General features: G+C 73.0%; 20 protein-coding genes. 13 read left to right on the plus strand and 7 right to left on the minus strand.

Going from position 1 to position 23,798, the window contains the following annotated elements:
• Positions 1–43 precede the first annotated feature (43 nt).
• The 5 genes from FGW37_RS27420 to FGW37_RS27435 are packed head-to-tail and all read left to right on the plus strand — an operon-like array spanning position 44 to position 4,701.
• Positions 44–895 carry a hypothetical protein gene (locus FGW37_RS27420; protein ID WP_179083500.1) on the plus strand — a complete coding sequence of 284 codons (852 nt, stop codon included), beginning with the start codon at positions 44–46 and terminating at the stop codon, positions 893–895.
• Positions 895–2,991, plus strand: a complete 2,097-nt coding sequence (locus FGW37_RS27425; RefSeq protein ID WP_179083501.1) for a hypothetical protein — start codon at positions 895–897, stop codon at positions 2,989–2,991. The genes FGW37_RS27420 and FGW37_RS27425 overlap by 1 nt, the downstream gene beginning before the upstream one ends.
• Complete coding sequence (locus tag FGW37_RS27430; protein ID WP_179083502.1) at positions 2,988–3,833, plus strand: hypothetical protein; 846 nt, start codon at positions 2,988–2,990, stop codon at positions 3,831–3,833. Before FGW37_RS27425 ends, FGW37_RS27430 begins: the two co-directional genes overlap by 4 nt.
• Complete coding sequence (locus FGW37_RS33505) at positions 3,833–4,033, plus strand: hypothetical protein (RefSeq protein ID WP_246430595.1); 201 nt, start codon at positions 3,833–3,835, stop codon at positions 4,031–4,033. Before FGW37_RS27430 ends, FGW37_RS33505 begins: the two co-directional genes overlap by 1 nt.
• Entirely contained in the window at positions 4,030–4,701 is a 672-nt protein-coding gene (locus FGW37_RS27435) for a restriction endonuclease (protein ID WP_246430596.1), read from the plus strand. The genes FGW37_RS33505 and FGW37_RS27435 overlap by 4 nt, the downstream gene beginning before the upstream one ends.
• Here the strand turns inward: FGW37_RS27435 and FGW37_RS27440 are convergent.
• Positions 4,687–5,037, minus strand: coding sequence for a YbaY family lipoprotein (locus tag FGW37_RS27440; protein WP_179083504.1), 351 nt, complete (start codon positions 5,035–5,037; stop codon positions 4,687–4,689). The genes FGW37_RS27435 and FGW37_RS27440 overlap by 15 nt on opposite strands.
• A gap of 85 nt (positions 5,038–5,122) precedes the next feature.
• Here FGW37_RS27440 and legP point away from each other — a divergent pair, with 85 nt between their 5' ends.
• From legP to FGW37_RS27455, 3 genes are all read left to right on the plus strand, one after another.
• Positions 5,123–5,941: a Dot/Icm T4SS effector Zinc-dependent metalloprotease LegP gene (gene legP / locus FGW37_RS27445; RefSeq protein ID WP_179083505.1), complete on the plus strand. Its 819-nt coding sequence runs from the start codon at positions 5,123–5,125 to the stop codon at positions 5,939–5,941.
• 63 nt (positions 5,942–6,004) lie between these two features.
• Positions 6,005–7,285 carry a VWA domain-containing protein gene (locus tag FGW37_RS27450; protein ID WP_179083506.1) on the plus strand — a complete coding sequence of 427 codons (1,281 nt, stop codon included), beginning with the start codon at positions 6,005–6,007 and terminating at the stop codon, positions 7,283–7,285.
• Complete coding sequence (locus FGW37_RS27455) at positions 7,285–8,055, plus strand: hypothetical protein (protein WP_179083507.1); 771 nt, start codon at positions 7,285–7,287, stop codon at positions 8,053–8,055. Before FGW37_RS27450 ends, FGW37_RS27455 begins: the two co-directional genes overlap by 1 nt.
• A 58-nt stretch (positions 8,056–8,113) precedes the next feature.
• Here the strand turns inward: FGW37_RS27455 and FGW37_RS27460 are convergent, their stop codons facing one another.
• Both FGW37_RS27460 and FGW37_RS27465 read right to left on the minus strand, forming a co-directional pair.
• The gene (locus FGW37_RS27460; protein WP_179083508.1) at positions 8,114–9,106 is read right to left on the minus strand and encodes a trypsin-like serine peptidase; all 993 of its coding nucleotides are present in this window, start codon (positions 9,104–9,106) and stop codon (positions 8,114–8,116) included.
• A gap of 445 nt (positions 9,107–9,551) precedes the next feature.
• The gene (locus tag FGW37_RS27465; RefSeq protein WP_179083509.1) at positions 9,552–12,806 is read right to left on the minus strand and encodes an AfsR/SARP family transcriptional regulator; all 3,255 of its coding nucleotides are present in this window, start codon (positions 12,804–12,806) and stop codon (positions 9,552–9,554) included.
• Positions 12,807–12,978: 172 nt separating this feature from the next.
• Between FGW37_RS27465 and FGW37_RS27470 the strand changes: the two genes are divergently transcribed.
• Positions 12,979–15,381, plus strand: a complete 2,403-nt coding sequence (locus FGW37_RS27470; protein ID WP_246430597.1) for a tetratricopeptide repeat protein — start codon at positions 12,979–12,981, stop codon at positions 15,379–15,381.
• Between the two features lie 23 nt (positions 15,382–15,404).
• On the opposite strand, the gene FGW37_RS27475 is transcribed toward FGW37_RS27470, so the two are convergent.
• Entirely contained in the window at positions 15,405–15,929 is a 525-nt protein-coding gene (locus FGW37_RS27475; RefSeq protein ID WP_179083510.1) for a hypothetical protein, read from the minus strand.
• A complete protein-coding gene (locus FGW37_RS27480; protein WP_179083511.1) occupies positions 15,926–17,176 on the minus strand; it encodes a hypothetical protein in 1,251 nt (416 codons plus the stop codon). The genes FGW37_RS27475 and FGW37_RS27480 overlap by 4 nt, the downstream gene beginning before the upstream one ends.
• A 376-nt stretch (positions 17,177–17,552) precedes the next feature.
• Between FGW37_RS27480 and FGW37_RS27485 the strand changes: the two genes are divergently transcribed.
• From FGW37_RS27485 to FGW37_RS27500, 4 genes are all read left to right on the plus strand, one after another.
• On the plus strand, positions 17,553–18,035 hold the full coding sequence (locus tag FGW37_RS27485; protein WP_058042726.1) for a helix-turn-helix domain-containing protein: 483 nt from the start codon (positions 17,553–17,555) through the stop codon (positions 18,033–18,035).
• A complete protein-coding gene (locus tag FGW37_RS27490) occupies positions 18,032–18,709 on the plus strand; it encodes a hypothetical protein (protein WP_179083512.1) in 678 nt (225 codons plus the stop codon). The genes FGW37_RS27485 and FGW37_RS27490 overlap by 4 nt, the downstream gene beginning before the upstream one ends.
• Complete coding sequence (locus FGW37_RS27495; RefSeq protein WP_179083513.1) at positions 18,702–19,913, plus strand: MAB_1171c family putative transporter; 1,212 nt, start codon at positions 18,702–18,704, stop codon at positions 19,911–19,913. Before FGW37_RS27490 ends, FGW37_RS27495 begins: the two co-directional genes overlap by 8 nt.
• Positions 19,914–20,079: 166 nt before the next feature.
• Positions 20,080–21,300, plus strand: coding sequence for a cytochrome P450 family protein (locus FGW37_RS27500; RefSeq protein WP_179083514.1), 1,221 nt, complete (start codon positions 20,080–20,082; stop codon positions 21,298–21,300).
• Positions 21,301–21,501: 201 nt separating this feature from the next.
• Here the strand turns inward: FGW37_RS27500 and FGW37_RS27505 are convergent, their stop codons facing one another.
• Positions 21,502–22,104 (minus strand): YIP1 family protein, encoded by a 603-nt coding sequence (locus FGW37_RS27505; protein WP_179083515.1) that lies wholly within the window; start codon positions 22,102–22,104, stop codon positions 21,502–21,504.
• Between the two features lie 11 nt (positions 22,105–22,115).
• Positions 22,116–23,690, minus strand: coding sequence for an APC family permease (locus FGW37_RS27510; protein WP_179083516.1), 1,575 nt, complete (start codon positions 23,688–23,690; stop codon positions 22,116–22,118).
• Positions 23,691–23,798: the final 108 nt, after the last annotated feature.

Below are 23,798 nucleotides of genomic sequence, written 5' to 3' on the forward strand. Positions count from 1 at the left end.
GCATTCCGCGCGCCGGGCAAGGCCTCGGACAGAGGAGTCACCCATGCCCAGCACCGGCCTTCCCCCCGGCGGCCCGGCCCCGTGGAGCATCAGCCGGGACCTGCCGCCCTACCGCGGGATCCTGGCCGTGGACGCCAAGGACTTCACCGGCAGGCCTGCGGTCGAGCACGTCAGGATCACGCCCCTCATCCCGCAGCTCCTGCAACAGGCCCTCGAACGCGCCGGCCTGGGACAGCTGTGGCAGGACCAGCGGTTCGCCAACAACACCGGCGACGGATTCGTCTTCGGCTTCGACCCCACGGCCCTTCCGCGAGTGATCCATCCGTTCCTGATCGAACTGCAGGAACTGCTCACCGACTACAACATCCACGCCACAGCCACCGGCGGCCTCCGCCTGCGCGTCAGCCTCCACGTCGGGCCGCTGCCCGATTCCGGAGCACCGGGCGACGGCAACGGCACGCCCCGCAACGACACCCACAGGCTCCTCGACTCGCGGCCGGTCAGAGCCATGCTGGCCGGCTCCAGCGAGAACACCACCCACGTCGCGGCGATCCTCTCCCAGCGCGTCTTCGAGGACGCCGTCCTCTCCGGCTACACGCGACTGCACCCCGACCGTTTCATCGAGGTGGCGGCCACGGTCGAGGACAAGAACTTTCAGCAGAGTGCCTGGCTCCATGTTCCCGCTCCCTCGGGGGGTCTCTACGACCGGCGGATCCTGGGCGAACAGCAGGCAGCCGGCACGCCGTCCGCGCCCGCCGAAGCACCCCGGACTCCAGCGGCCCGACCCGGCACCGGCAGCACCGTTACGTATCACCAGAACCGAGGCTTCGTCTCGCACGGGGACGTGCACGGCGGTCAGCACCAGACCAACAACTACGGTGACGAGACCGAGTGATGAACCCGTCGGCACCCGCCGCGCCACCGCCCCCGACGGACGAGGCGAGCACGGCCTTCACCCAGCACTTCCACAACATCAACATCTGGGATAACCAGGGCTTCGTGAGCCTGGCGGGCATGGTCCGCGGCGGCCAGCACCTGCACTCCGACGTGGACGGCGGCCCCGGCGCCCCGCTTCCCGCCGACGCCGTCGAGCGACGCGAGGGCGACATCTCCGCCGAGCAGACCGCGGCGGCCATGAGCGGCTTCGCCGAACCGGACTGGTTCGGCGAAGCCCTCGAAAAGGCCCGCAGCCGCGTGGTCTTCCTCGTCGGCGCGCCGGGCAGCGGGCGCCGCACCGCCGCGCTGAACCTGCTGCAACGGCATACCGGAAGCTTCGCGCTGCGCGCCATCGACTCCGACGTCGAACTGGCCACGTGGACCGTCGGAGAAACCGGAGCCCGTGGCTACCTGATCGACGGTCTCCTGGAACCACGAACCCTCGCCCTCACGAGCATCGCGCTGGACAACCTGAGGAGGCAACTCGACCGCGCGGAGGCCTGCCTGGTCATCGTCATCCGGCAGACACCGCAGGTTCTCGCCCATCTGAAGGGCGTCCTGCACGTCGATCCCGTCCGAGCGACACCACCACCTGCGCGAGCGGTCCTGGACGCCAAACTGATCACCGCCTTACCCGCCCCGGAACGACGGGAGCCGGTCCTCGCCGCTCTTCCCGCGGGCTTCCTCGACGAGACCCTGCAGCGTGAGCCGGGACCGTCCCAGGTCGTGGAGCTCGTCTCCGAGATCGTCCGGATCGCGGACGGAACGACCGAGGCGGCGGCCATCGGCCGGCATCTGAGCCTCCATGCCGCCGACCGTGCTCCCCAGCTGCTGCGCTCGGTCCGTGACAGCCCGGACGACCTCGCCCTGCTCCTCGCCACCTGCGTCTTCGAACACTTCGACCACACCGTCGTCGAGGAAGAGGCCCGGCGGCTGCTGGAGGTCGCCGCCGGGCGCCTCGACGCCGCCCCGCCGGAGGCGGCCCCCGCCACCCCGGTGGAGAACCCCGGCTTTGTCTTCCTGCGCTCCAGGAGAGAGCGCCTGGCCGCCATCGAGGCGGACCGCGGTCCCCGGGAGGTACGAGCCGCCTCCACCCACAGCTATGCCGTCGAACCCGTGGCCTTCACCCGGCACCTCCAAGGCCGGGCCGTACTCGACCTCGTCTGGCGCGAGCACCGCGACGCCGGTGCACTGCTCGTGCAATGGCTGCAGCAAACGTCGTCGGCCCACCGGCCCCGCGCCGATCGCGCCGGGTTCATCCTCGGCCGGCTCGCCCAGTGGAGCTCGGGCGACGGGGCGCTCGCCCCCATCGAGCAGCTGGCCTCCTCGAGCAGGCCCGGTGACTGGCGGATGGCCGCCCGGGCCTTCGGCTCCGCCTCGGCCGACCCCGTCCTGGCCACCGCCGTCAAGAACCGGCTGCGCGGCTGGTCCCGGGCGGCTTCCGAGTCCCTGCGCTGCACCGCGGCGCTGACGTGCGCCACGGAGTTCGGCCTGGCCCGTCCGGAGGTGGCGCTTGCCCTGCTGCACACCACGGTGACCGCGCGGGACGACGGATCCGACGCCGTCGAATCGGCGGTCCGGCGGGCGTTGCTCTCGCTGTTCGCCGAACCCGCCCTCCGGCCACGGGTGGTCGACGCCCTCGTCCAGTGGTCGCGCCCGGCCGGAGCAGCCAGGCGTACGGCATGCGCGGCCGTCGCCCAGTTGCTGAAGACGGCGGCCACCGTGAGGGAGGCGGGGGAGTGGTGGAGCGCTCACCTGCTCTCCGGGGACGCGCCCCCGGGGACGGAACTGATCCGCTCCGCGCTCATGGAACCGACGAGCTTCGACAACGCCCGCGCCGCTCTCCTGGAGTGGCAGCGGCGCGCGGCCACCGACCCCCGCAGGGGACCGGCCGTGGAGCGGCTGATGGAGGCGCTGGCCCCGCACCTGCGCGGTGGTGTCCTCCGGCTGTTCACCGACTTCGAGCGCGCCGTGCCCGCCCCCGGCGCCGAACGCGCCAGCCTGGCCCTCGCGCAGTGGCGCGGGACAGGCACACCACAGAGAGGCCACGCATGACCACGACCGTCTACCATCCTGTCGCCGCCCCGGCCGCACCGCTGTGGACCCGAGGCCGGCGCAGCCCCCTCCGGGAGCTCGTCCGCTTCCGTCTCTCGCACCTCGACCACATGGCGCTGGTGCTGGTCGAGACCGGCGGGCGGGCCGGTTCCGAGCCCTCGGAGCGGCTGTCCCTGCTGAAGGCCCTGGCGGGTGGGTACGACGAGGCGTACCTCGTCGACACCGGCCCGCGCACCGGGGTGTGGCAGCTGCCCGTCGGCGCCGAACCGGCCATGCTGGAGATCACCTGGTGGGTCGCCGACCCGGCGCGGGTGGTCCTGAGCGGACCCGGCCCCGCCGATCCCTGGGCCACCGTCAGCGGGCACCTGGACCGACTGCTGCAGACGATGGCCGCGCGCGCCCGGGCCACGGGACAGGACCTCACCCCGCACCACGTCGCTCAGTACTTGTCGCGGCCGCAGCCCCTGGAGGGCACGGGTCTGGCCTGCTGTGCGGAGACCACGGCGCCGGCGTTCGAGCTGCCGGGGGCCGTCGGCGGGGGCGACAGCGCCCCGCCTCAGCTGTGGTCGCCGCAGCGGCGCGAGGAGTACGAGTTCTACCTCCAGGCGGTGCGTACGGGACCCGATGCGCTCGCCGCCCTGTGGCTGCTGCACCATCCGAACGAGGTCCGGCACGTCCTGGAGTGGGTCACCGATCATCCGAGGGCCGCCGAAGCGCCGTCCCCCGAGCGCGACGTGATCCATGAGGTCCTCAACCGGCTCTCCGTGGAGGAGCGGGAACAACTGGCCATGGCCACGGCCGAGCGCATCCGCGTCATGACGGCACCGGAAGGAGAGGCCTGATGGCCGGGGGCAGGTACTACCGGCGCGGGCACTGGGTGCGGACGCCCGCACCCAGGCGCCGTACGAGCGGCGTATGGTTCGGCCTCGCGCTCGCCGCGTTCCTGTGCTGGGGCCTGCTGAACGGGTGCACCGCGGAGGAGCCGTACACGCCTCACGGCCCCCGGCCCGTGCCCTCGGCGGGCTCGGCGGAGTCCCGGTGATACCCCGGCGGGCTCTGGGCGGGAGACGGCTCCGGCCGCCCCGTACCCGGGCCGAGACGACGGCCGCGCTCGTCGCGCTCCTCTTCCTCTCACTGATCGTGCACCGCCTGCTCGGGCTGCTCGCCGGGCTCGGCGCGTACGCCTGGCTCCTCGTCCTGGGCGTCCCGCCGGCCGCAGCCTGCTGGTGGCTCGTCGCCGCCCCGGGCCGGGTACGGCGCCGAGCCGGGCGGGTCCCCGGGGTGCTCAGACTGTCCCTGCAGCACGTGGACGCACTTTCGCCCGGTCAGTTCGAGCTGGCGATACGGGACCTGATGGAGCGGGACGGCATCGCAGCGCGGCATGTCGGCAGCCGGGGCGACCAGGCGGCCGACGTCATCGGCAGGGACCGGAACGGGCGGGTGTTCGTCGCCCAGTGCAAGCACACCGCGATCGGCGGGAGGGTGGGTTCCCGCGTGATGTACGAGGTGAAGGGGACCGCCGGACCCGTACACGGAGCCGACGTGGCCGTGGTGGTGACGAACGGCGGCTTCACCCGCGATGCGCGGGCCTGGGGCGAGCGTCACGGCATCCACTGTGTGGACAGGGACCGGTTGCGCGAATGGGCCGAAGGCCGCCGCACCCTGGCGGCGCTGCTGGGAGTGCGCGACGCCGGGTCAGGGCACCGGTGACAGTTCCACGGTCACCCTCGGGGGTGTTGCCGGGTGGCTTTTTCTGGTGATCCAGTCGCCCGGGGTGATCGTGCCCGAGTCGTCGTGGTCCGCGTGGGCGCGGATCGTGTAGCGGGAGCCCGGGGGCGGTGGGGGGAAGGTCAGGCGTACGCGGGGGTACGGGGGGTGGTCCAGGCGGATGCGGGGGAGGCGGGTGTGGGCCACGGTGCGGGACGGGGCGTCGGCCGTGCTCGTGTCCTCCACGGTGACGTGGAGGGTCAGTGGCCTCCGGGGCGCGGCGGCGCCCGGTGCCAAGGTCACTTCCACTTCGATTTCCGCGGGGTTCGCAACGGACATACGCCTCACCTCTTGTCAGACAGCATATCTCTCAGTATTTTCCGGAATTGAGACCTATAAGGTTGACGGAAGTCGGGGTGGAACCATGTCCCCTGCTGAGACCAATGATGCCGGTGCGGGCCGCGGTGAATTCCGTTCCGCGCCCGCGGGGAAGACGGTGAAGACCGCGCTGATCGCCGGCGCGACCTTCGAAATCCGGGCCGTCCAGTACGTGGAGATCGACGGACTGGCCGTATTCGAGGGGGATATCGTCCTCGGTACGGCGGCCGAGGTCGAACGGCGCACGGAGGCGGCGCAATTCCATCCCGAAAGGGGGCTTCCGCAGTCGGCGGTGGTCGTCGTAGGGCCGGGCGTCCGCTGGCCGAACCACGTGGTGCCCTTCGAGATCGATCCCGCGCTGCCGAACCAGCAGCGGGTCACCGACGCCGTCGCGCACTGGGAGTCGCGCACGCAGATGCGCTTCCCGCGGCGGGCCGGGCAGCCGGACTACGTGCGGTTCGTACCGGGCAACGGCTGTTCGTCGTTCGTGGGCCGCCGGGGCGGCCGCCAGGACATCACCCTCGGCGGCAACTGCAGCACCGGCAACGCCATTCACGAGATCGGCCACGCCGTGGGGCTGTGGCACGAGCAGAGCCGCGAGGACCGGGACCGGTTCGTGACGATCCACTTCGAGAACATCATCCCCGGGTTCGAGCACAACTTCGACCAGCACATCGCGGACGGCGACGACGTCGGTCCGTACGACTACGGGTCGATCATGCATTACCCGAGGGACGCGTTCTCCCGGAACGGACGGGACACCATCACCCCCACCGACCCCAATGCCGTCATCGGCCAGAGGATCGGGCTCAGTCCGCGGGACATCGACGCGATCCGCGCGATTTTCGATCCGGCACCCGCGTAAGGGCCCGGTAACCCCGGGTACTTCGAGTTGGGCCCCCGGCCGGTGATCACTAGGATCATTCCAATGATCATCAGAAAACGGCTGGCAGCGGGCGCCTGCGCCCTCCTCGCCGCCCTGGCCGGGGGCATCGCGCCGGCGAACGCCGCCGACGGCCCCCCGAAGGATTCCCCGAAGGTCGAGCTGGTGCTGGACGTCAGCGGCTCGATGCGCGCCCAGGACGTCGACGGCGGCAGCCGCACCCGCATGGCGGCCGCGAAGCAGGCGTTCAACGAGGTCATCGACGCGGTGCCGGCGGACGTCCGGCTCGGCATCCGGACCCTCGGCGCCGACTACGCCGGCGACGACAAGGAGCTCGGCTGCCGCGACAGCAAGCAGCTCTACCGCGTCGGCCCCGTCGACCGCACCGAGGCGAAGACCGCCGTCGCGACGCTGCAGCCCACCGGCTGGACCCCCATCGGCTACGCCCTGCGCGGCGCCGACCAGGACCTCGGCACCGACGGCGGCACCCGCCGCATCGTCCTCATCACCGACGGCGAGGACTCCTGCGGCCAGCCGGACCCGTGCGACGTGGCCCGCGAACTGGCGGCCAAGGGCACGCACCTGACGATCGACACCCTCGGCCTGGCCCAGGACGACAAGACCCGCGAGCAGCTCAGCTGCATCGCCGAGGCCACCGGCGGCACGTACAGCACCGTCCGCCACACCAAGGAGCTGTCCGGCCGGATCAAGCAGCTCGTGCGCCGGGCCGAGACGCCCGTCGAGACCCCGAAGCCCGTCCGGGGCGCCGAGGCGTGCGCCAAGGCCCCCGAGATCGGCGCGGGCCTGTGGACCGACCGCGAGACGTTCTCCGAGCACCGCTGGTACCGCGTCAACGTGAAGCCCGGTCAGGAGCTGCGCACCTCGGTGAGCATCGGCGCGGACCGGGCCGTCGACCGCGACTACGGCGTGCTCGTGCGCGCCGTGAGCGAAGGCGGCCAGGAGCTCGTCCGCGGTGCGGAGTCCGGGAGCGGGCGCACGGACGTCATCTCGTCCGGCCTCCGTTACCCCTACGGCCAGGCCGGGGACAAGGACAAGGCCAAGGAGGACGGCAAGGAGCCGCGGACCGTCTGCCTGGAGGTCTCCAGCTCCTTCTCCGCCCCCGCCGGCGTCAAGCGCGACCCGGGCCTGCCCGTCGAGCTGGCCGTCGACCTCGTGGACGCCCCGGACAACCCCTCCGACGTGGCCGCCTTCGGCCTCGGCCGGGGCTGGGTGCTGCTGGCCGTCCTGGCCCTGACCGGGCTGATCGCAGGGCTGGTGTGGGGCTGGGTCTCCCGCTGGCGCGTCACGGTGTGGAGGGCGAACTGATGAGGCTCACCCGTACGGCCCGGGCGGCCTCGGCCGCCCTGCTCGCCGCCGCCGCACTGTTCACCTCGGCCGGCGCCGCCGCTGCCGCCTCCCCGAGCCCGAGCGCCTCGGCCGGCGAGGACGGAGTGGACGGCGCGCCCACGGAGGCCGGGACGGGCTTCCGCACCGCCACCGTCCTCAAGCAGGGCCAGAAGGCGACCGCCGACGCCTCCACCGGTGACTACCTCTACTGGCAGTTCCCGGCCGGAGCCGGCCAGGAGCCGCAGGTGAAGGCCACCGTGAACCTGCCGGAGGCGTCCACGCGGCACGGCTCGGCCGTCTGGCAGCTCGACGTCTACGACGGCCTGCGCCGCCGCCAGGCCTGCGCCTCGGGCGAGCCGACGAAGCGCGCCTCCCAGCAGGACGCGACGGTGACCCTGACCTGCACGCTGCGGACCGTCCGCCCGTGGTCCGAGCGGTGGGCGAACGACCCGCTGCCCGGCGCGTACTACATCCGCCTCACCCTCACCGACGCCCCCGACCGGGACCACGGCCTGCCGGTGAAGGCGGAGGTCGAGGCGACGGCGAAGGAGGCGGGCGGGGCCCGCGCCGAGGGCGGCGAGGTGACCCCGCTGCACGCCGCGGCCGTCAAGGAGCCGGAGGACGGCTGGAACGGCAGCTGGTGGTCGGACCGCTGGGCCTGGACCGTCGGCGGCGCCGTGCTCGGTGCGCTCGCGGCCATCGGCGGCTACGTGCTGACGCGCCACCCGCGGCGCCCCGCACAGCAGTAGCGCCCTCGCAGGAGCGCTCCCGCGCGGGCGGTGAGGCGGGGACCGGCCGGTCCCCGCCTCACCGGCTCGCCGGAGGGTCGCCCTCCACGGCGGCCGCATACAGCTCCAGCAGGTCCTCCGTGAAGTACGAGCTGTACGAGATGTCCGGGGTGTCGCCCCCTGTGTGGTAGCCGCCGATCACGCCGATCAGCGCGTACCCGCCCGCCCCGCGCACCAGGAACGGCCCGCCCGACGTACCGCCGACGTACCCCGCACAGGCGATCTCCAGGAAGTCGCCCGGCGCGTTGGGATCGGTGCTGGTGTAGCGGTGCGTGGAGGAGGAGCAGTCCAGCGGCTTGGGGTACTTGGCGTCGCTGCTGCCCGGATAGCCGATGAGCCGCACGCTGCGGTGGGCGTACCCCGGCCGGATCGCGAGCTCGAAGCCGCCGACGGCGCTCTGCACGTTCACGCCGTCCTCGCGCTCGCCGAGCCGGAGCACCGTGTAGTCCCAGCGGGCGCCGCGATCCGTCCCCAGGTCGTAGTAGCGCTGGTCGATGTAGACGGCCTCGACGGGGAAGACCCCGTGGGGCTTCTGCCCGTCGTGGTACTGCGGAACGAACGTCAGCCGCTTCTTGGGATCCGGCGAGCGCAGGCAGTGCGCCGCGCTCACTGCCAGGTCCCGGTGCGGGCTGCGCACGACCGTACCGCCGCAGAACCGGCCGGTGTCGTCCCCGTCGGTCCAGAAGAACGTCCCCACCTGCGGCAGCCCGTCGAAGGGACGACTGGGCGGCACGGGCCCGCCATGCGCCCGGCTCACCGCTCCTCCCGCGGCCCGGCCGGCCGGTAGGGCGGTCGTCATACGCTCCGGCGTCCAGTAGGCCTCGGCCTCGGCAGCGGCGCGCCCCGGCGGCCCGCCCGCGGCGACCGCGCCGGGGCCGGTCGCGACGATGGTCAGCAGCCCGGACAGCAGGGCGGCGGCCAGACCGCGCGGGGTGCGGGATCTGTGAGGTCTGCGGGGTCTTCGGGGTCTTCGGGGGGAGCGGCATCCGTGGGAGAGGCAGCGTCTGGGCATGGGCGGTCTCCTCCTCGAGGCGAGCCTGTCATCGTCCTACGGGCGGGAGCCGGGGGGACAGGGCAGGACGCGACAGGATTCACGAGGACGTGGGACACGCCGCGGGCGCCACCGTAGCCTCCGAGCCGGACGGAGAATCGAACGGCCATCTCACCGACTCGGCCCGGCGACGGGCCCGCCGGGGCCCCCGGTGGGGCGGCCCCGGCGGAGTGAACTACGGGTGGGTCAGGAGGCTATGCACACCCTGGAGAGGGCGGAGGCCGGTGCGGCTGCGGCTATCGGGGCGGCAACAGCGAGAAGGAGAGTGGCCGCAAGGGTGAACCGGCGTGCTTTCTTCACGTTTCTGTTCCTCTTGATCCTGAGTGGCTTCGAGGCATGCCCATGCATGCGGCCGCAATAAGAGTGATGCGGCTGACGCAGAAGCTACAACTCCGGTCAGTGCCGGTTAAGCCCCTTGATCCAACTGATCGAATGTGATCGGAGTTGGCCGCGAAGGATCAGGAAGCGGCTCGCTCAATTTCTCCCGGATTCCTTCCGCTTCCCGTCGAGCCCTCCGGGCTCCCGCAGGGTCACCGCTCTGCGCCTGCAGCTCCGCCAGCGCCTCCAGCGTCGTCGCCTCCTCCAGGTGCGCACCCGCGGCCCGGTGGATGGTCAGCGCGGCCGCCAGGTGCTCGGCGGCATGGCGGAGCCGCCCCGTCCAGAGCTCGGTGAGGGCGAGTTCGCGCAGTGCGTACGCCTCCTCGTGGGTGGCGCCGATCCTGCGGGCCAGGGTGAGGGCGGCGGACTGGTGCGCCAGCGCCTCGTCCTCGCGGCCCGCGCGGCGCAGCGCTTGGCCCAAGGTGTTGAGTGCGATGGACTCGTGGCGTCGTTCGCCCATGCTGCGGAACGTGGCCAGGGCCTGCCGGCACAGGGCCAGCGGGTGTTCCACGTCCTGGGAGTCCAGGAGCTCCCGTGCCAGGTTCATCCCGATCGTCGCCTGATACCCGCGGTTCCCCGTCGCCTTGGCCAGGGCGAGTGCCTGCGTGTACGAGCGGACAGCCCGCTCCCGGTGGCCGAGGATGCCGTGGATCTCGCCGAGGTTGTTGAGGATCTTGCACTGCCCCCGCCGGTCGTCGACCTCGCGGAAGCGCGAGAGCGCGTCCAGGAAGCACTCGGCGGCGTCGTTGTAGCGACCTGAGTCGAGCAGCATGATGCCCAGATTGTTGAGGCAGCGTCCCTGCTGCAGCCGGTTGCCGGTGCGCATGAGCAGGGTCAGCGCCTCCTGCTGGCAGGCGAGGGCCTCGTGGGTGCGTGCGGTGTAGGCGTACGGCAGGGCCAGCCGCTGCAGGGCCTCCGGTTCGCTCTCCGCGTCGCCGCAGGCACGGGCGACGGCGAGTGCTTCGTTCGCGTGTCGTACGGCCTCGTCGTAGTCGGCGGTGTGCGTGCTGACCACGCTGAGGTCGTTGAGGGCCCGGGCGTGTGCCTGACGGTCTCCCGTCTCGCGCCAGTGCGCGACGGCGTCCCGGTGCGCCGCCTGCGCGACGGCCCACATGCCGTCCTCCTCGAGGAAGCCGCCGAGTGCGTTGGCCAGCAGAGCCGCCTCGCGAGGCGTGTCCTTCCCGCGGGCGTGGCCGAGGACCGCGAGCAGGTTGTTCCGCTCCGTCGCGAACCACTCCTGCGGGCCCGCCGGGTCGATCCACGTCGGGGACTCGGCGGGCGCGAGCACCGACGTCACGTCGATCCGGATGCGGTGCGGGTACAGCACGCGGTCCGCCCGGTCCGCGCAGTGGAGGTAGAAGGCGAGCAGCCGGTGCACGGCCTGCTCGTCCTCCGCGCGGGCGGCCGGCTCGGCGGCCGCGAGGCCCCGCGCGTACTCGCGCAGGAGGTCGTGGAGCCGGTAGCGGTGCGGCGTGGGCTCCTGCAGCAGGTGGTAGTTGTGCAGGTCTTCCAACACCCGCTCGGTGTCGTCGAGCGGCAGGCCTGTGAGCGCCGCGGCCGCGTACGCCCCGAACTCGGCGCCGATGTGCAGGCTGAGCCTGCGGAAGACGGTCTGCTGGAGGGCGGTCAGGGAGTGGTAGGAGAAGTCGAAGGTGCGGGCCAGGTCGCGGTGGCCGTCGCGGATCTCCGGGAGCCGGTCGCTGCGGGCGAGCCGGGTCATCAAGTCGTGCGTGGTCCAGGAGCCGTGCGACAGGAAGCGGCTGGCGACGATCTCGATGGCGAGCGGCAGGTGGCCGCACAGGCGCACGATCTCGGAGGTGTTCGCCTCGTCAGCCCCGTCAGCCTCGTCCGCCACCCCCTCCTCGTCCTGCGGCTCGCGCGGCCCGACCCGGTCACGGAAGAGGGCGACCGCCTCCGACCGGCGCAGGATGTCCAAGGATATGGGGCGGACGCCGGGCAGGCCCGCCAGCCGGCGCCGGCTGGTGATGATGATCTGGGAGGGCGTGGCGCCCGGCAGGAGCGGCCGTATCTGTTCCGGTCCGGCGGCGTCGTCCAGGATGACGATGGCGCGCCGGTCGGCGAGCATCGTGCGCCACAGGGCGGTCAGTTCGTCGAGGGTGCGGGGCAGTCCGCCGGCCGGAACGCCCAGGAGCCGCAGGAGCTGGCCGAGCGCGTCCTGCGGCCCCATGGGCTCCTGGAAGGTGGCGTGGGCCCGCAGGTTGAGGTAGATGCGGCCGTCGGGGAAGCGTTCGCGCAACTCGTGGGCGACGTGCACGGCGAGGGCGGTCTTGCCGACGCCGCCCATGCCGTCGATGGCCTCCAGGAGGACGACGGCCCGCGGTCCGTCCGGGCCGGGGGCGAGGGCGGTGGAGAGCCGGTGGAGCTCCTCCGCGCGGCCGACCCAGGGCACGTCGTGGGGCAGGTTGTCGGGTACGGCCGCCCGCTCCTGGCCGGGGCCGGGGCCGCCGGTGCGGGGCAGCAGCTGGATGGCGGGGACGCCGTTCAGCACCCCCTGCTGGACGCGCTGGAGCTCCTCGCCCGGGTCCGTGCCGTGCTCGGTGACCAAGGCGTGGGTGACCCGGCGCAGGAGGCGGCCGGCCTCGGCGGTGCGCCCGCTGCCGTGCAGGGCCAGGGCGAGGAGGCCCGCCAGCGACTCGTCCGTCGGGCAGCGGCGCGCCAGTCCGGAGAGCCCGGCGACGGCGTCCGCGAAGTTGCCCAGGCGCATGGTGAGGACGGCGCGGGTGCGCGTGGCCGAGACGCTCGCGGCCTCGGCGGTGGAGCGCACGTGCTCGGCCCACGAGCCGGACAGCCCGGCCAGCGGCTCCCCCCGCCAGAGCCGGGCCGCCTCGTCCAGGAGCCGGATCGCCCGGTCGGGGTCGCCGCTCTCGGCGAGGGCGCGGGCGCGGGCGGTGATGCCGAGGTAGCGGCGCAGGTCGACGGTCTCCGGGTCGGCTTCCAGGATGTAGGTGTGGGCGTACGAGGTGAGGGCCGGGGCGTCGTCCCCGCCCACCTTCTGCAGGGCGGAGCGGATGCGGGACGCGTAGGTGTAGAGGTTGTCCCGGGCCCGCTGCGGAGGATCGTCGTCCCAGACGCGGTGGACGAGCGTGTCCAGGCTCACCGGGCGGCCCACGTCGTAGGCGAGGGCCGCGAGCGTGCAGCGGGCCTTTGCGGAGCCGAGCCCATTGCGCCGTTCACCGGCCCGCAATTCGACGGTGCCCAATAGCCGGAATTCCACCTGCGCCCCTTCCGCCGGGACGTCCAACTCGGAGGATGAGCATGACACAGCGTCAAACTCTGGTGCCAGATTGCGCACGAGTGGCTGTGAATCGATTGCGGTTCCCAGGGGGACGATCGAAAACGCACGGGATGGGTAGTTCTTCGGTCAGGCATTGCCAGATGGATAGGCCATGTGCATGCGTCATATCCGCCCGGCGCAGAGGGGAGCGACGGATCCGGTGAGAGAACGAGACCTCGTCGACGTGTTCATGGGGGCCGGACCGGCGGTAGGCCTGCCGCCCGGCGGCGCCGCCTGGCGGGCCCTGGAGCGCCTGACCGCCGCCGCCCGGGAGCAGGACGCCGCCCTCGCCGCGGCCTGGAGCGCGGCAGGGCTCACCGGCTCGCCCGAGAGCCTGCACGCGCTCGCCGCCGCGCTGGTGGGGCACACCGGGGACGCCCGCCTGGGCGAGGCCCTGCGGCAGTGGTTCCACGCGCACGCCGGGCGGGGCACCGCAGCCGGAGCCCGGCACACGAACGTCCTTCAGGGCGACACCCGGGTCGAGGGACCGAGCCTCCAGGCGCGGGACGTCCACGGCGGGATCCACCTGCACCACGCCCCGCCGCCCCGGCGACCCCCTACACCACGCCAACTTCTCCCCGTCCCCGCTCACTTCACCGACCGGGCCGAGGACCTCCGGACGCTCGACGCGCTGCGTACCGCCCAGCCCGGCCGCGCGCCGCAGATCGTCGTCGTGAGCGGCCCCGCAGGCGTCGGCAAGACCGCTCTCGTCTCCCGCTGGCTGCAAGCCGCCGCGCCCGAATTCCCGGACGGGCAGCTCTACGCGGACCTCCGCGGCCACGCCTCCGCCGGGCCGGCCCATGCGGCCGAGGCGCTTGCGGGCTTCCTGCGCGCCCTCGGCGCGGGCTCCGTGCCGGCCGCCGCGCAGGAGCGGACGGCGCTGTGGCGATCGCTGACGGCCGGCCTGCGGCTGACCGTGATGCTCGACAACGCCTTCTCCGCCGCCCAGGTGCGTGCCCTGCTGCCCGCCACCCCGGGCACCCTGGTGGTCGTCACCAGCAGATACCGGCTCACCGGACTCGTCGTCGACGGCGCGGGCTTCCACCGCGTCGGCATGCTCGAACCGGCGGCCGCGCTGGAGCTGCTCGCCCGTGCCGTCGGCGGCGACCGCGTCGAGCGGGACAGCGAGGCCGCACGCCAAGTGGTCGCCCTGTGCGGCCGATTGCCGCTCGCCCTGTGTCTCGCCGCCGCCCAGCTGGCCTCCCGGCCGCGGCGCCCGGTCGCGGCGCTGGCCTCTGCGCTGACCCGTGGGCGCGGCCCCCTCGACGGACTCAGCGTGGAAGGAGAGGCCGCGGTGCGAACGGCCCTTGACGAGTCCTACGACGCCTTGCCCGCGCGGGCCGCACGGGCCTACCGGGCCATGGCCCTGCTGCCGGTCCGGCAGTACGACGCGCACCTGGTCGCCGCCGCCTGCGCGGTGACGCCCGAGGAAGCCGAGGACCTGCTCGATCTGCTGGCGGACGTGAACCTGCTGGAGGAGAACGAAGTCGACAGCTACCGCTTCCACGACCTCGTCCGCCTCCACGCCGCCCGCCGCGCCGAGAGCGAAGAGACGGCAGAGCAACGCGAGATGACGCTGCGTCGGTTCGTGGACGGCTGCCTCGCCACCGCCACGTCCGCCGAGGAGCTCCTCACCCCCAGTCACCGCACGCTGCCGCGCTCCTACGCCCACCCGCCCGCCGGCCCGGCACCTTTCGGCAGCGCCGACGGAGGCCTCGCCTGGCTGGACGGGCACCGCTACGACCTCATGGCCGCGATGCGGCTCGCGGCCGGCAGGGGCTGGGACGCGAGCACCTGGCAGCTCGCGGACGCCATGTGGCCCCTGTTCCTGCGATTACGCCCCTACGACCTGTGGGTGGAGGCCCACGAGACGGGACTCGCGGCGGCGCTGCGGGACGGCCACCGCGCCGGCACGGCCAGGATGCTGACGTCCGGAGGCGGCGGCTTGTGCAACGCAGGCCGCCCCGACGAGGCCGTGCAGTGGTTCACGGACGCCCTCGGCCGGGCCGTGGAGGACGGCGACGAACGCCAGCAGGCCCAGGCACTGCACGGCCTCGGCCAGGCGCATCAGCTGAAGGACGACCCGGGCCGCGCCGAAGGCTTCTTCGCCCGCGCCCTCGCCCTGCGCGAGGCCATCGGCTACGGGCGCGGAGCAGCCCTCTCGCGGGTGTGCCTGGGGGAGACGGCCACGGCCCGGGGCCGCCCCCGGCAGGCGGTGGACCACCTGTCCCGGGCCTACGACGACCTCGTGGCCGAGGGCGAGAGCTACGAGGCCTCCCGCGCCCTCGCCCACCTGGGACGCGCCACCGCCCTCGCCGGAGATCCGGACGCCGGAGTCCGGCAACTGCACCGGGCCCTGGAGGACTTCGAGGCATCCGGATCCATCCACTGGCAGGCACGCACCATGGAGATGCTCGGCCTGGTGGCCGGGGAGCGCGGCGACACGGCGGAAGCCCGCCGCTGGTTCACGCGCTCCCTGGCCCTGTACACACCCGTCAGCCCCTCCGACGCCGCCCGGCTGAGGGCCCGGCTCGGGGAACTCCCCGGCGCGGGGCCCTCCTAGCCGGTCCCAGGAGACGAGCCCCGTCACAGCCCTCCGGCGGGGTGCACCTCCCGCAGCCCCAGTACCCGGCCCGCACGCTCGACGGCCAGCCCGGCGAGCCGCTCCAGCGGGAGGCCCGCCACGAGCCGGCCGTGCACGTACGAGGCGAGGACGGCGACTTCGTCCTCCCCGGCGCCCGTGTACGGACCGCAAGGCACCGGACCGTACTCCACCGTAAGCAGCCGTCCGCCGCGCACCCCGATCACCAGGCCGCCGCCGGCCACCGGCACGGCCGTGAGCAGGCAGCCCGTGTGGCGGGCGAGCAGCCTCATCGCCCGGAACGACGCCGCGCCGGGCCCGGGCGAGGGCCGCCCGCACCGCAGCACGTCGGCGCTCCCGGCCCAGCGGGAAGCCGCCCGCCCGTCGGGGTCCACGCTCCAGTGGACGTCCCTGGCCGGCTGGCCGCCGGGACCGGGACGCACCGTCCAGCGGACGCCGTCCAGCAGGACCGTCGCGCCGCGGTGGCGCCTTCCCGGCCGGACGACGGCGCGTACGTGACCCGGCATCATGTGCGCGGCCCCGCGGTCCGCCGGGCCGTCCCGCCGTCGAGTGGCGGTGGGACCGCCGCAGGCTCGGTGACCGGCGCGTACGCGGGCTGGCCCAGACCGAGCAGCCGGTACATCAGCGTCCGCATGCGCCGGTTGAAGCGGCCCGGCTCGGAGGAGATCAGGGCGGCCACCCGCTCGTACTCCCGCTGCCGGTACTCCGCCGCCGCGTACTCCAGCTGGCTCTCCAGCGGGTGCAGCGGCGAGAGTGCGGGCGCGGTCCGGGCGAGCGCGGCCGCCGGGGACGACGGATGGACCTCGTCCTCCGGGAAGCGGGCCACGAGCACCGGGACGCGGGGAGCCACCGTGGCGTACGAGGTCAGCGAACCGTGGTCGCCGATGACCGAGTCCGCCGCGACCAGCAGGGCCCGCCAGTCCGTCTCCGGCGGCACGAGCGCGAGCCCCCGCGCCCGGACGCCCGCAAGCCACGTGCGGATCTGCCGGCCGCCGTGCCCCGCCCACACGTTGGGGTGCACGAGCGCGGCCACGCGGTAGCGGTCGGGCGGCAGCTCGCCGATGAGCCGCGGCAGCAGCGCGTCGAACCGGCCGAAGGAGGAGGACGGCCCCCACGTGGTGGTGACGACCACCAGCTGCTGCCGCCGGCCCACCCCCAGCGCCCGGCGGTAAGCGTCCCGCAGCGGCAGGCTGGAGACGATCCGGTCGTAGCACGGGTCCCCGACCACGGCGGCCGCCGGTACGGCCTCGGGGCACCAGCGCCCGAGTTCCGCCAGGTCGCGTTCGTGGGCCAGCGCGATGGCGGCGGGCACGACCCGGCCGCCGCGGGTCAGGTACTGCCGGCTGAGCATCCCCGCCGGCCGTCCGTCCGCCGGCGCGGGGCGCCCGCCGCGCAGCAGTTTGATGTGTCCGGCTCCGTGCGAGAGCCGGACGAGCGGGCCGCGCACCTTCTCGATGCCGCGCGATCCCGCCGCCAGGGCCAGGTCGAAGCGGGTGCGCACCGTCTCCTGCCAGGGCAGCGCGGCCGCCCCCAGCTCGTGCAGGAAGCCGCCGGTCCCCTCCCCGAGCGCGTGCGGCGCGGCGGTGAAGACCAGCTGGATCCGCAGGTCCCCTTCCAGGAGCGAGAACACGTCGCGCAGCCGCTGCCCGTAGGTGACCGTGTGCACCACGACCAGGACGCGCTTGCGGCCCGGCAGCGTCAGCCACCGGTCCTCGGGCGCCGGCAGCGGACCCGGCCGCCCGTGAGTGTCAGACATGAGAGCTTCCCCCATGAATCCCGGCGCGGCCCCGCCCTCCCCGGCGGGCCCGCGCCTGTCGTCTTCCGGTGTTCTTCCGGTGTTCCTTCGGGCCGGGTCTGCCCGGGGGGTCTGGCGGAATGCTTGCAGCGACCTCGACGCTTCCTTGCCGGGGGCGCGGACCGGCCCGCGCCGGCGCCGCCGGGGGCGCGTACGGTCCTCCGCACATGGTTAAGCCCGGTATCAACTCGTGGTTAAGTCCGTCACCCAGTCGAAACACCGGGCGGACTAGTGCTGGGGGTTCGAGCCGTGACAGGATGCTTCTCGCAGGCGCCTTCGGCTTAACTGGCCGTGAGGAGCCGTGGGGGCGGAACGTCGGTCGGTGAGGACGGAGCGGATGGCAGTCGGGGGCGACAGGTCGGCAGGTGACGCGGGCAGCCCGCTCGCGGCGCGGCTCAACTACCTGTTCGCGAACATGCACCCGCCCGGCGCCCCGTACACCAACGGTCACGTCGCCGACGAGATCACCAACGGCGAGGAGTACGGCGAGGTCGGCCTCACCGAGCAGTATTTGTCGATGCTGCGCAACGGCCGCCGCGCCAACCCCAGCCCGGACGTGCTGCGTGCGCTGGCGAAGTTCTTCGCCGTGCCCGTCGGCTATCTGATGGGCGATCTCTCGGCCTCGCAGGCCGAGCGCGTGGAGGAGGAGGTCCGCTTCCTCGTCGCCATGCGGGACCAGCGGGTGCGGGCCATCGCCCTGCGCTCGGTGGGGCTGCCCCCGGAGGTGCAGGACAGCCTTACGACGATCATCTGCCAGTTCCGGCAGCAGATGAACCTTCCGTCCGACCCGCCCGACGCGGGTGGTGAGGAGCGCCCGTGACCGTTACGGCGGATGACCGGCTCTTCACTTACTGGCGGCGTAGCGAGGACGAGGACGGTGCAGGCATGCGAGTGGGGCGCATACGGCGCCGGTGCAAGCAGCTCATCCAGGAGCTCGCGCTGCCCGCGTCCACCGACCTGCAGGGCCTGTGCGACATCGTCGCGCGCCGCGTCGGCCTGCCCATCCGCCTGGTCCCGATGAGCCTCGACGGCGTCGTCTCCGGCATGACCGCGACCACCGACGACGCCTACTGGGTCATCTACGAGCAGAAGACCTCCCCCTGGCACCAGGTCCACATCGTCCTGCACGAGATCGGCCATCTCCTCCTCGGCCACGACCAGGACCCGGCCGTCACCGAGGACGCCCTCAAGGTGTGGACCCCCTCGGTCGACGTGGCCACGGCCATGCGCCGCATGGGCCTGACCATGGGCCTCGCCCGCCACCACTGCTACGACAACCTCACCGAGCGCGAGACGGAGATCCTCGGCACGCTGCTCATGGAGAAGGTCGTGCCCCCGCCGCCCGGTCAGGACGCCCGCCTGGAGGGCGCGGCCGCCGAGCTGGCCGCGTCCCTCGGGCCCGCCCTGCAGCACGTCCGCCGGCAGATCCGGGAGAGCGCCGGAGACGGTGCAGACGCCGGGGCCGGCGGAGACGGTGGAGGCGGCCGTGTTTGACGTCCTCTACCTGACCTTCAGCGCCGTCGCCTGGGCCATCGTCGGCTACAAGGCCCGCGCCTGGTTCCGCGACCGCGGCAACGTCGACCTGGGCCTGACCGCCCTGATGACCTCCGGCGTCCCCGTCGTCTTCCTGTTCTCCGCGCCCAGCGTCTACCGCGCCTTCGACCGGCTGACCGGCGTGGCCAACCTGGCCATGGTCCTGCTGTACTCGGCCGTGGTCCTGTTCGCCACGGGCGCCACGGTGCTGCTCCTGCGCTGGACCAGCCGCGGCGACGCCCGGGCCCGCGCCCGCGCGGCCGTGCGCTCCAGGATCGCCGTCGCCGTCGTGGCCGTCGCCTGGGCCACCGCCATCGTGTGCTTCGCCGTCGGCCGGCCCGACTCCGTGGAGCACCCGCGCGACTTCAGCACCGCCTACGCCCACGCGCCCGGCGTCGTCGCCTTCCTGGTGCTGTACCTGGCCATCTTCGGCACGAGCCTCGCCGGGCTCGGCGCGCTCTGCCCGCGCTACGCCGCCCAGCTCGGCCCCTGCTGGCTCGCCAAGGGGCTGCGCACGCTCGCCGCGGGCTGCTGGCTCGGCCTGCTCTACTGCCTGTGCAAGCTCGTCGGCTTCGTGCTGACCTGGGCGGGCCACGACGTCTACTGGCTGTCGAACGGCGTCGCCCCGATGAGCGCCTCGGTGGCCGCGCTGCTGGTCCTCCTCGGCTTCTCGCTGCCCGCCGCCGGCCCCCGCGTCTCCGCCTGGCGCCGGCTGCACCGGCTGCAGCCGCTCTGGCAGGCCGTCACCGCCCACGCCCCCGAGGTCACCCTCACCGGGCACCGCCTGACGGGCCGCTGGCCCTTCGCGGACCTGGAGTGGCGGGCGAACCGGCAGATGGCGGAGATCCGCGACATCCAGCGCGGCGTCCGCCGCCACGTCGAGCCCGCCGCCCTGGACATCGCCCGGCGCAAGGCGACCGGCGCCGCGCTCGACGAGCGGCGCCTCGCCGCGGTCGTGGAGGCCGCGGCCCTGCGCCGCGGCCTGCAGAACCAGATCACCGGGCACGTCCCCGCCCCGCACGCCGACAGCGTCGTCGTGACCGTCAGCGCCGATCCGGCGGAGGAACACGAACACCTGGCCCTCGTCGCCGACGTCTACCACGACCCGATGGTCGACGCCGTCCTCGAGGAACTACGGGAGATGAGCGCGGCACGCCGTCCCTGACGGCGCGCGGCCCATGGACGAGGCGGCCCTGGACGGGGGTCAAGGCCGCCTGCGCCACAGGCCGGCGCCGGGTCCGTCACCACGACGGATCCGGCGCCGCCCGTGCGCGTCACCTCCGGCGGGGTCCTCAAGCGCAGGACGGCTTGATCTTCTAGAGTCGGGCGCCATGCAGAACTCCACCGCCTCCGCGCTCACCACCGACCCGTACGGCACCTACGCCCGGCTGCGCGAGGCCGGCCCGGTCCACCGCATCACCGGCCCCGACGGACGGCCCGCCTGGCTGGTGACCCGCTACGACGACGTCCGCCGGGCGCTCGCCGACCCGCGGCTGTCCCTGGACAAGCGCAATGCCACGCCGGGCAACTACGCAGGATTCAGCCTGCCTCCGGCGCTCGACGCCAATCTGCTCAACATGGATCCCCCGGACCACACCCGCATACGCCGCCTCGTGGCCAAGGCCTTCACCCCCGGCCGCGTGGACAAGCTCCGCGCACCGGTGCGCAGGATCGCCGACGAACTCCTCGACGCCGTCGAGGCCGACGGCCGTACGGACCTGCTGGCCTCCTACGCGGGCCCGCTGCCCATCACGGTCATCTGCGACCTGCTGGGCGTACCGCAGGAGCAGCGACCGGACTTCCGGTCCTGGACGGACGCGCTGATCACCCCGGACCCGGCGCAGCCGCACCTGATGAAGGAAGCCATCGGCAACATGATGCGCTTCCTCACCGGCCTCATCGCGAGCAAGCGCGCCACCCCCGGCGACGACCTGCTCTCCGACCTCATCGCGGTCCGCGACGGCGATGAGGGGGACGGAGCCGATGGGGCGGACGGGGCGGACGGGGCCGACCGGCTGTCCGAGGACGAGCTGACCTCGCTCGCCTTTCTGATCCTCTTCGCGGGCTACGAGAACACCGTCCACCTGATCGCCAACTCCGTCCTGGCGCTGCTGGACCACCCGGCCTTGACGGACTCTTTGCGAGCGAATCCGGCCGGACTCGCAGCGGCCGTCGAGGAGTTCATGCGGTGGGACGGGCCCGTGGCCCTCGCGATCCGCAGGTTTCCGCTGGAGAACGTGGAGATCGGCGGCGTGACCGTGCCGGCCGGGGAGACCGTCCTGCTGTCCCTGGCGTCGGCCAATCGTGACCCTCATCACTTTTCCGAGCCGGATCGGCTGGATCTGAACCGTGATCGTTCCGGTCATCTCGCGCTGGGTCATGGGATCCACCACTGCCTCGGCGCCCCGCTGGCCAGGATGGAGACGGAAACCGCGCTGGCAGCGCTGCTGGAGCGGTTTCCCGGGCTCGCGCTCGACGGGGCGCGGGAGGACGTCGCCCGGCGGCCCTCGATACGCGCACATGGCCTGATTTCGCTCCCTGTTCGTTGGTAGTCAGCAAAGCCGAACAGGTTTTTGGTGCATAACCCATCCTTGATGAGGTAGAACTGTCCTCGAGCCCGCCCGGTGTGCATCCCCCGTCGCACCGGGCGGGCCTTCGAACCCTCGGGCCGGTTCTTCCGGCGCCCGGCCGCAGTGGCCGCAGTAGCCGCAGTGACCGTGGCAGCGACAGCAGCCGGACCGACTCGCCGTGGATCAGACCGTGGCGGCAGGGAACTTCAGCAGGGCGACCGCCGCGAGCATCTGTATGCTCACCGCCGCCACGGCCTTGTGCGTCGGCAGGTGGTGCTGACCGCGGATCAGCAAGGTGGCGAAGGCGTAGCCGAAGGCCGAGGTGATCCAGGCGGCCGCCCGTACGGGGAAGGAGTCCCCGGGCAGGCACGCGTCCAGGGCCAGCCGCGGCAGGTCCGTCGCCCAGAACACCACCACGAACAGCGTGACCGTGGGGCCGAACTTGCCGTTGCCGCCGAGCCTGCGGGCGATGGCCTGGGTGGCGATGCCCAGCAGCAGACTGGCCAGGAGGAGCACGACGTCGGCTATCGCCATGGCCTCCAGGGCCAGGGCGGGGCCCACCCGCCAGCCCTCCCGGAACGAGTCCTTGCCCACCGTCCCCAGCGCTCCGCAGAGCAGGCACAGGAACGCCGCCGCCCCCCACACGCTCCGGTCCCGCGCCTCGTCCAGGATCTCGACCGGGCGGTACCACAGCCCGAAGAAGAGGCGGTGCCAGTACAGCCTGCGGCGGGGGGCGGCGGAGGCGTGCGGGGCGGGAGGTGAGTGAGGGGAGGCAGAAACAGGCATGGATGCAAGTATCACCGCTCGGCGGGCACCCCGGTGTCCGGGTCGGCGTCCGGAGCCTCGCCCGGCCTGGCGTCAGGGACCGCACCCGAGGTGAGGTCAGGGGCGGTTCCGGGGGCGGTTCCGGGGGTTGTCCCGGGATCGGTGTCCGGGTCGGCGCCGTGCAGGTACTCCTCGCTGATCTCCCGCGGCCCGAACGGCCACACCTTCTCGTAGCGCGACCAGAGCACGAAGGCCACGCAACCGGCCCCGACCCAGGCCAGGGACCATTCGATGGGGTGCCGGCCGGGGGAATTCCGGTTCGCGTAGCCGTAGATGACGAGCCAGCCCACCAGCGCCACCAGGCTCGGCAGCGGGTAGAGCCACATCCGGTACGGGCGCGGCAGGTCCGGCTGGCGGCGGCGCAGCACGGTCACGGCCAGGACCTGGGCGAGGGCCTGCACGATCACCATCACGGAGGTGAGCAGCTGGATCAGCGTGGCCAGGTTCGTATGACGGCCGATCAGGAACCCGGTGCCCGTGATGACTCCCATGGCGGCCAGGCCCAGGGCCGGGAAGCGGTGTCTGGGGTGCAGCCGCCCGAAGGGGCGGAAGAAGACCTTCTCCCGGGCGGCGTCGTAGGGCACCCGGGAGCCGCCGAGCAGCCCGGCGAGGACCGAGGCGACAGCCGTGACGAGGATGAGCACGGTGACGACCCGGGCGGGCCCCTTGCCCCAGGCCTCCTCCAGGACCGCCGAGGCGACGGACGAGGACGCGGTCGAGGCTGGGTCGAGCATCTGCTTCCAGTCGATGACGCCGAGCGTGCCGATCTGCAGGAGCAGGTAGATGGCCATGATGCCGAGGATGGAGAAGACGATGGCGCGCGGCAGGGTGCGCCCGGGGTTCTTGATCTCGGCGCCCATGTACGCGGCCGTGTTGTAGCCGAGGTAGTCGTAGATGCCGATGGTCAGGCCCGCCGCGAAGCCGATCCAGAAGTGGTTCGACGTCAGCTCGAAGGCGCCCGGGGGGTAGGTGAAGGCCCGGCCGGGGCTGAAGTGGGTGAAGGCGGCGAGGATCACCAGCACGACGGAGGCGATCATCACGCACCACAGCACGACCGTGATCCGCGCGATGTTCTCGACGCGCCGCCACAGCACCAGCACGATCAGCGCGATGACGGCCAGTCCGGTCAGGTCGCCCTGTGTCCGGCCCATGTCCGGCCACAGATAGCCCAGGTACTGCACGAAGCCGATGACACCGGTGGACATGCCCAGCGGGATGAAGAGCATCGCCGTCCAGACGAACAGGAACGGCATCAGCTTCCCGGTGCGGTACTGGAAGGCCTGGCGCAGATAGACGTAGCTGCCGCCCGCGCCGGGCAGCGAGGCGCCGAGCTCGGCCCAGATCAGCCCGTCGGCCAGGGCCAGGACCGCGCCCGCGACGAAGCCGATGACGGCCTGCGGGCCGCCGAAGGCCGCGACCATGAGGGGGATGGTGACGAAGGGGCCGATGCCGCACATCTGGCTCATGTTGATGGCGGTGGCCTGGAACAGCCCGATGCGGCGTACGAAGCCGACCCGCTCGTCCGGCGATGGATCCGTCTCTGCCATGGCGACCGGCCCTTTCTCGCGACGGACGGGGTCCGGCTGACCTGATTATCCGTCCAATGCACTGGTAGCACCGGCGTGTCGCCACCGTCCACCGTTCCGACACGCCCA

Source organism: Streptomyces rectiverticillatus (genome assembly GCF_013394065.1).
Lineage (GTDB): Bacteria > Actinomycetota > Actinomycetes > Streptomycetales > Streptomycetaceae > Streptomyces > Streptomyces rectiverticillatus.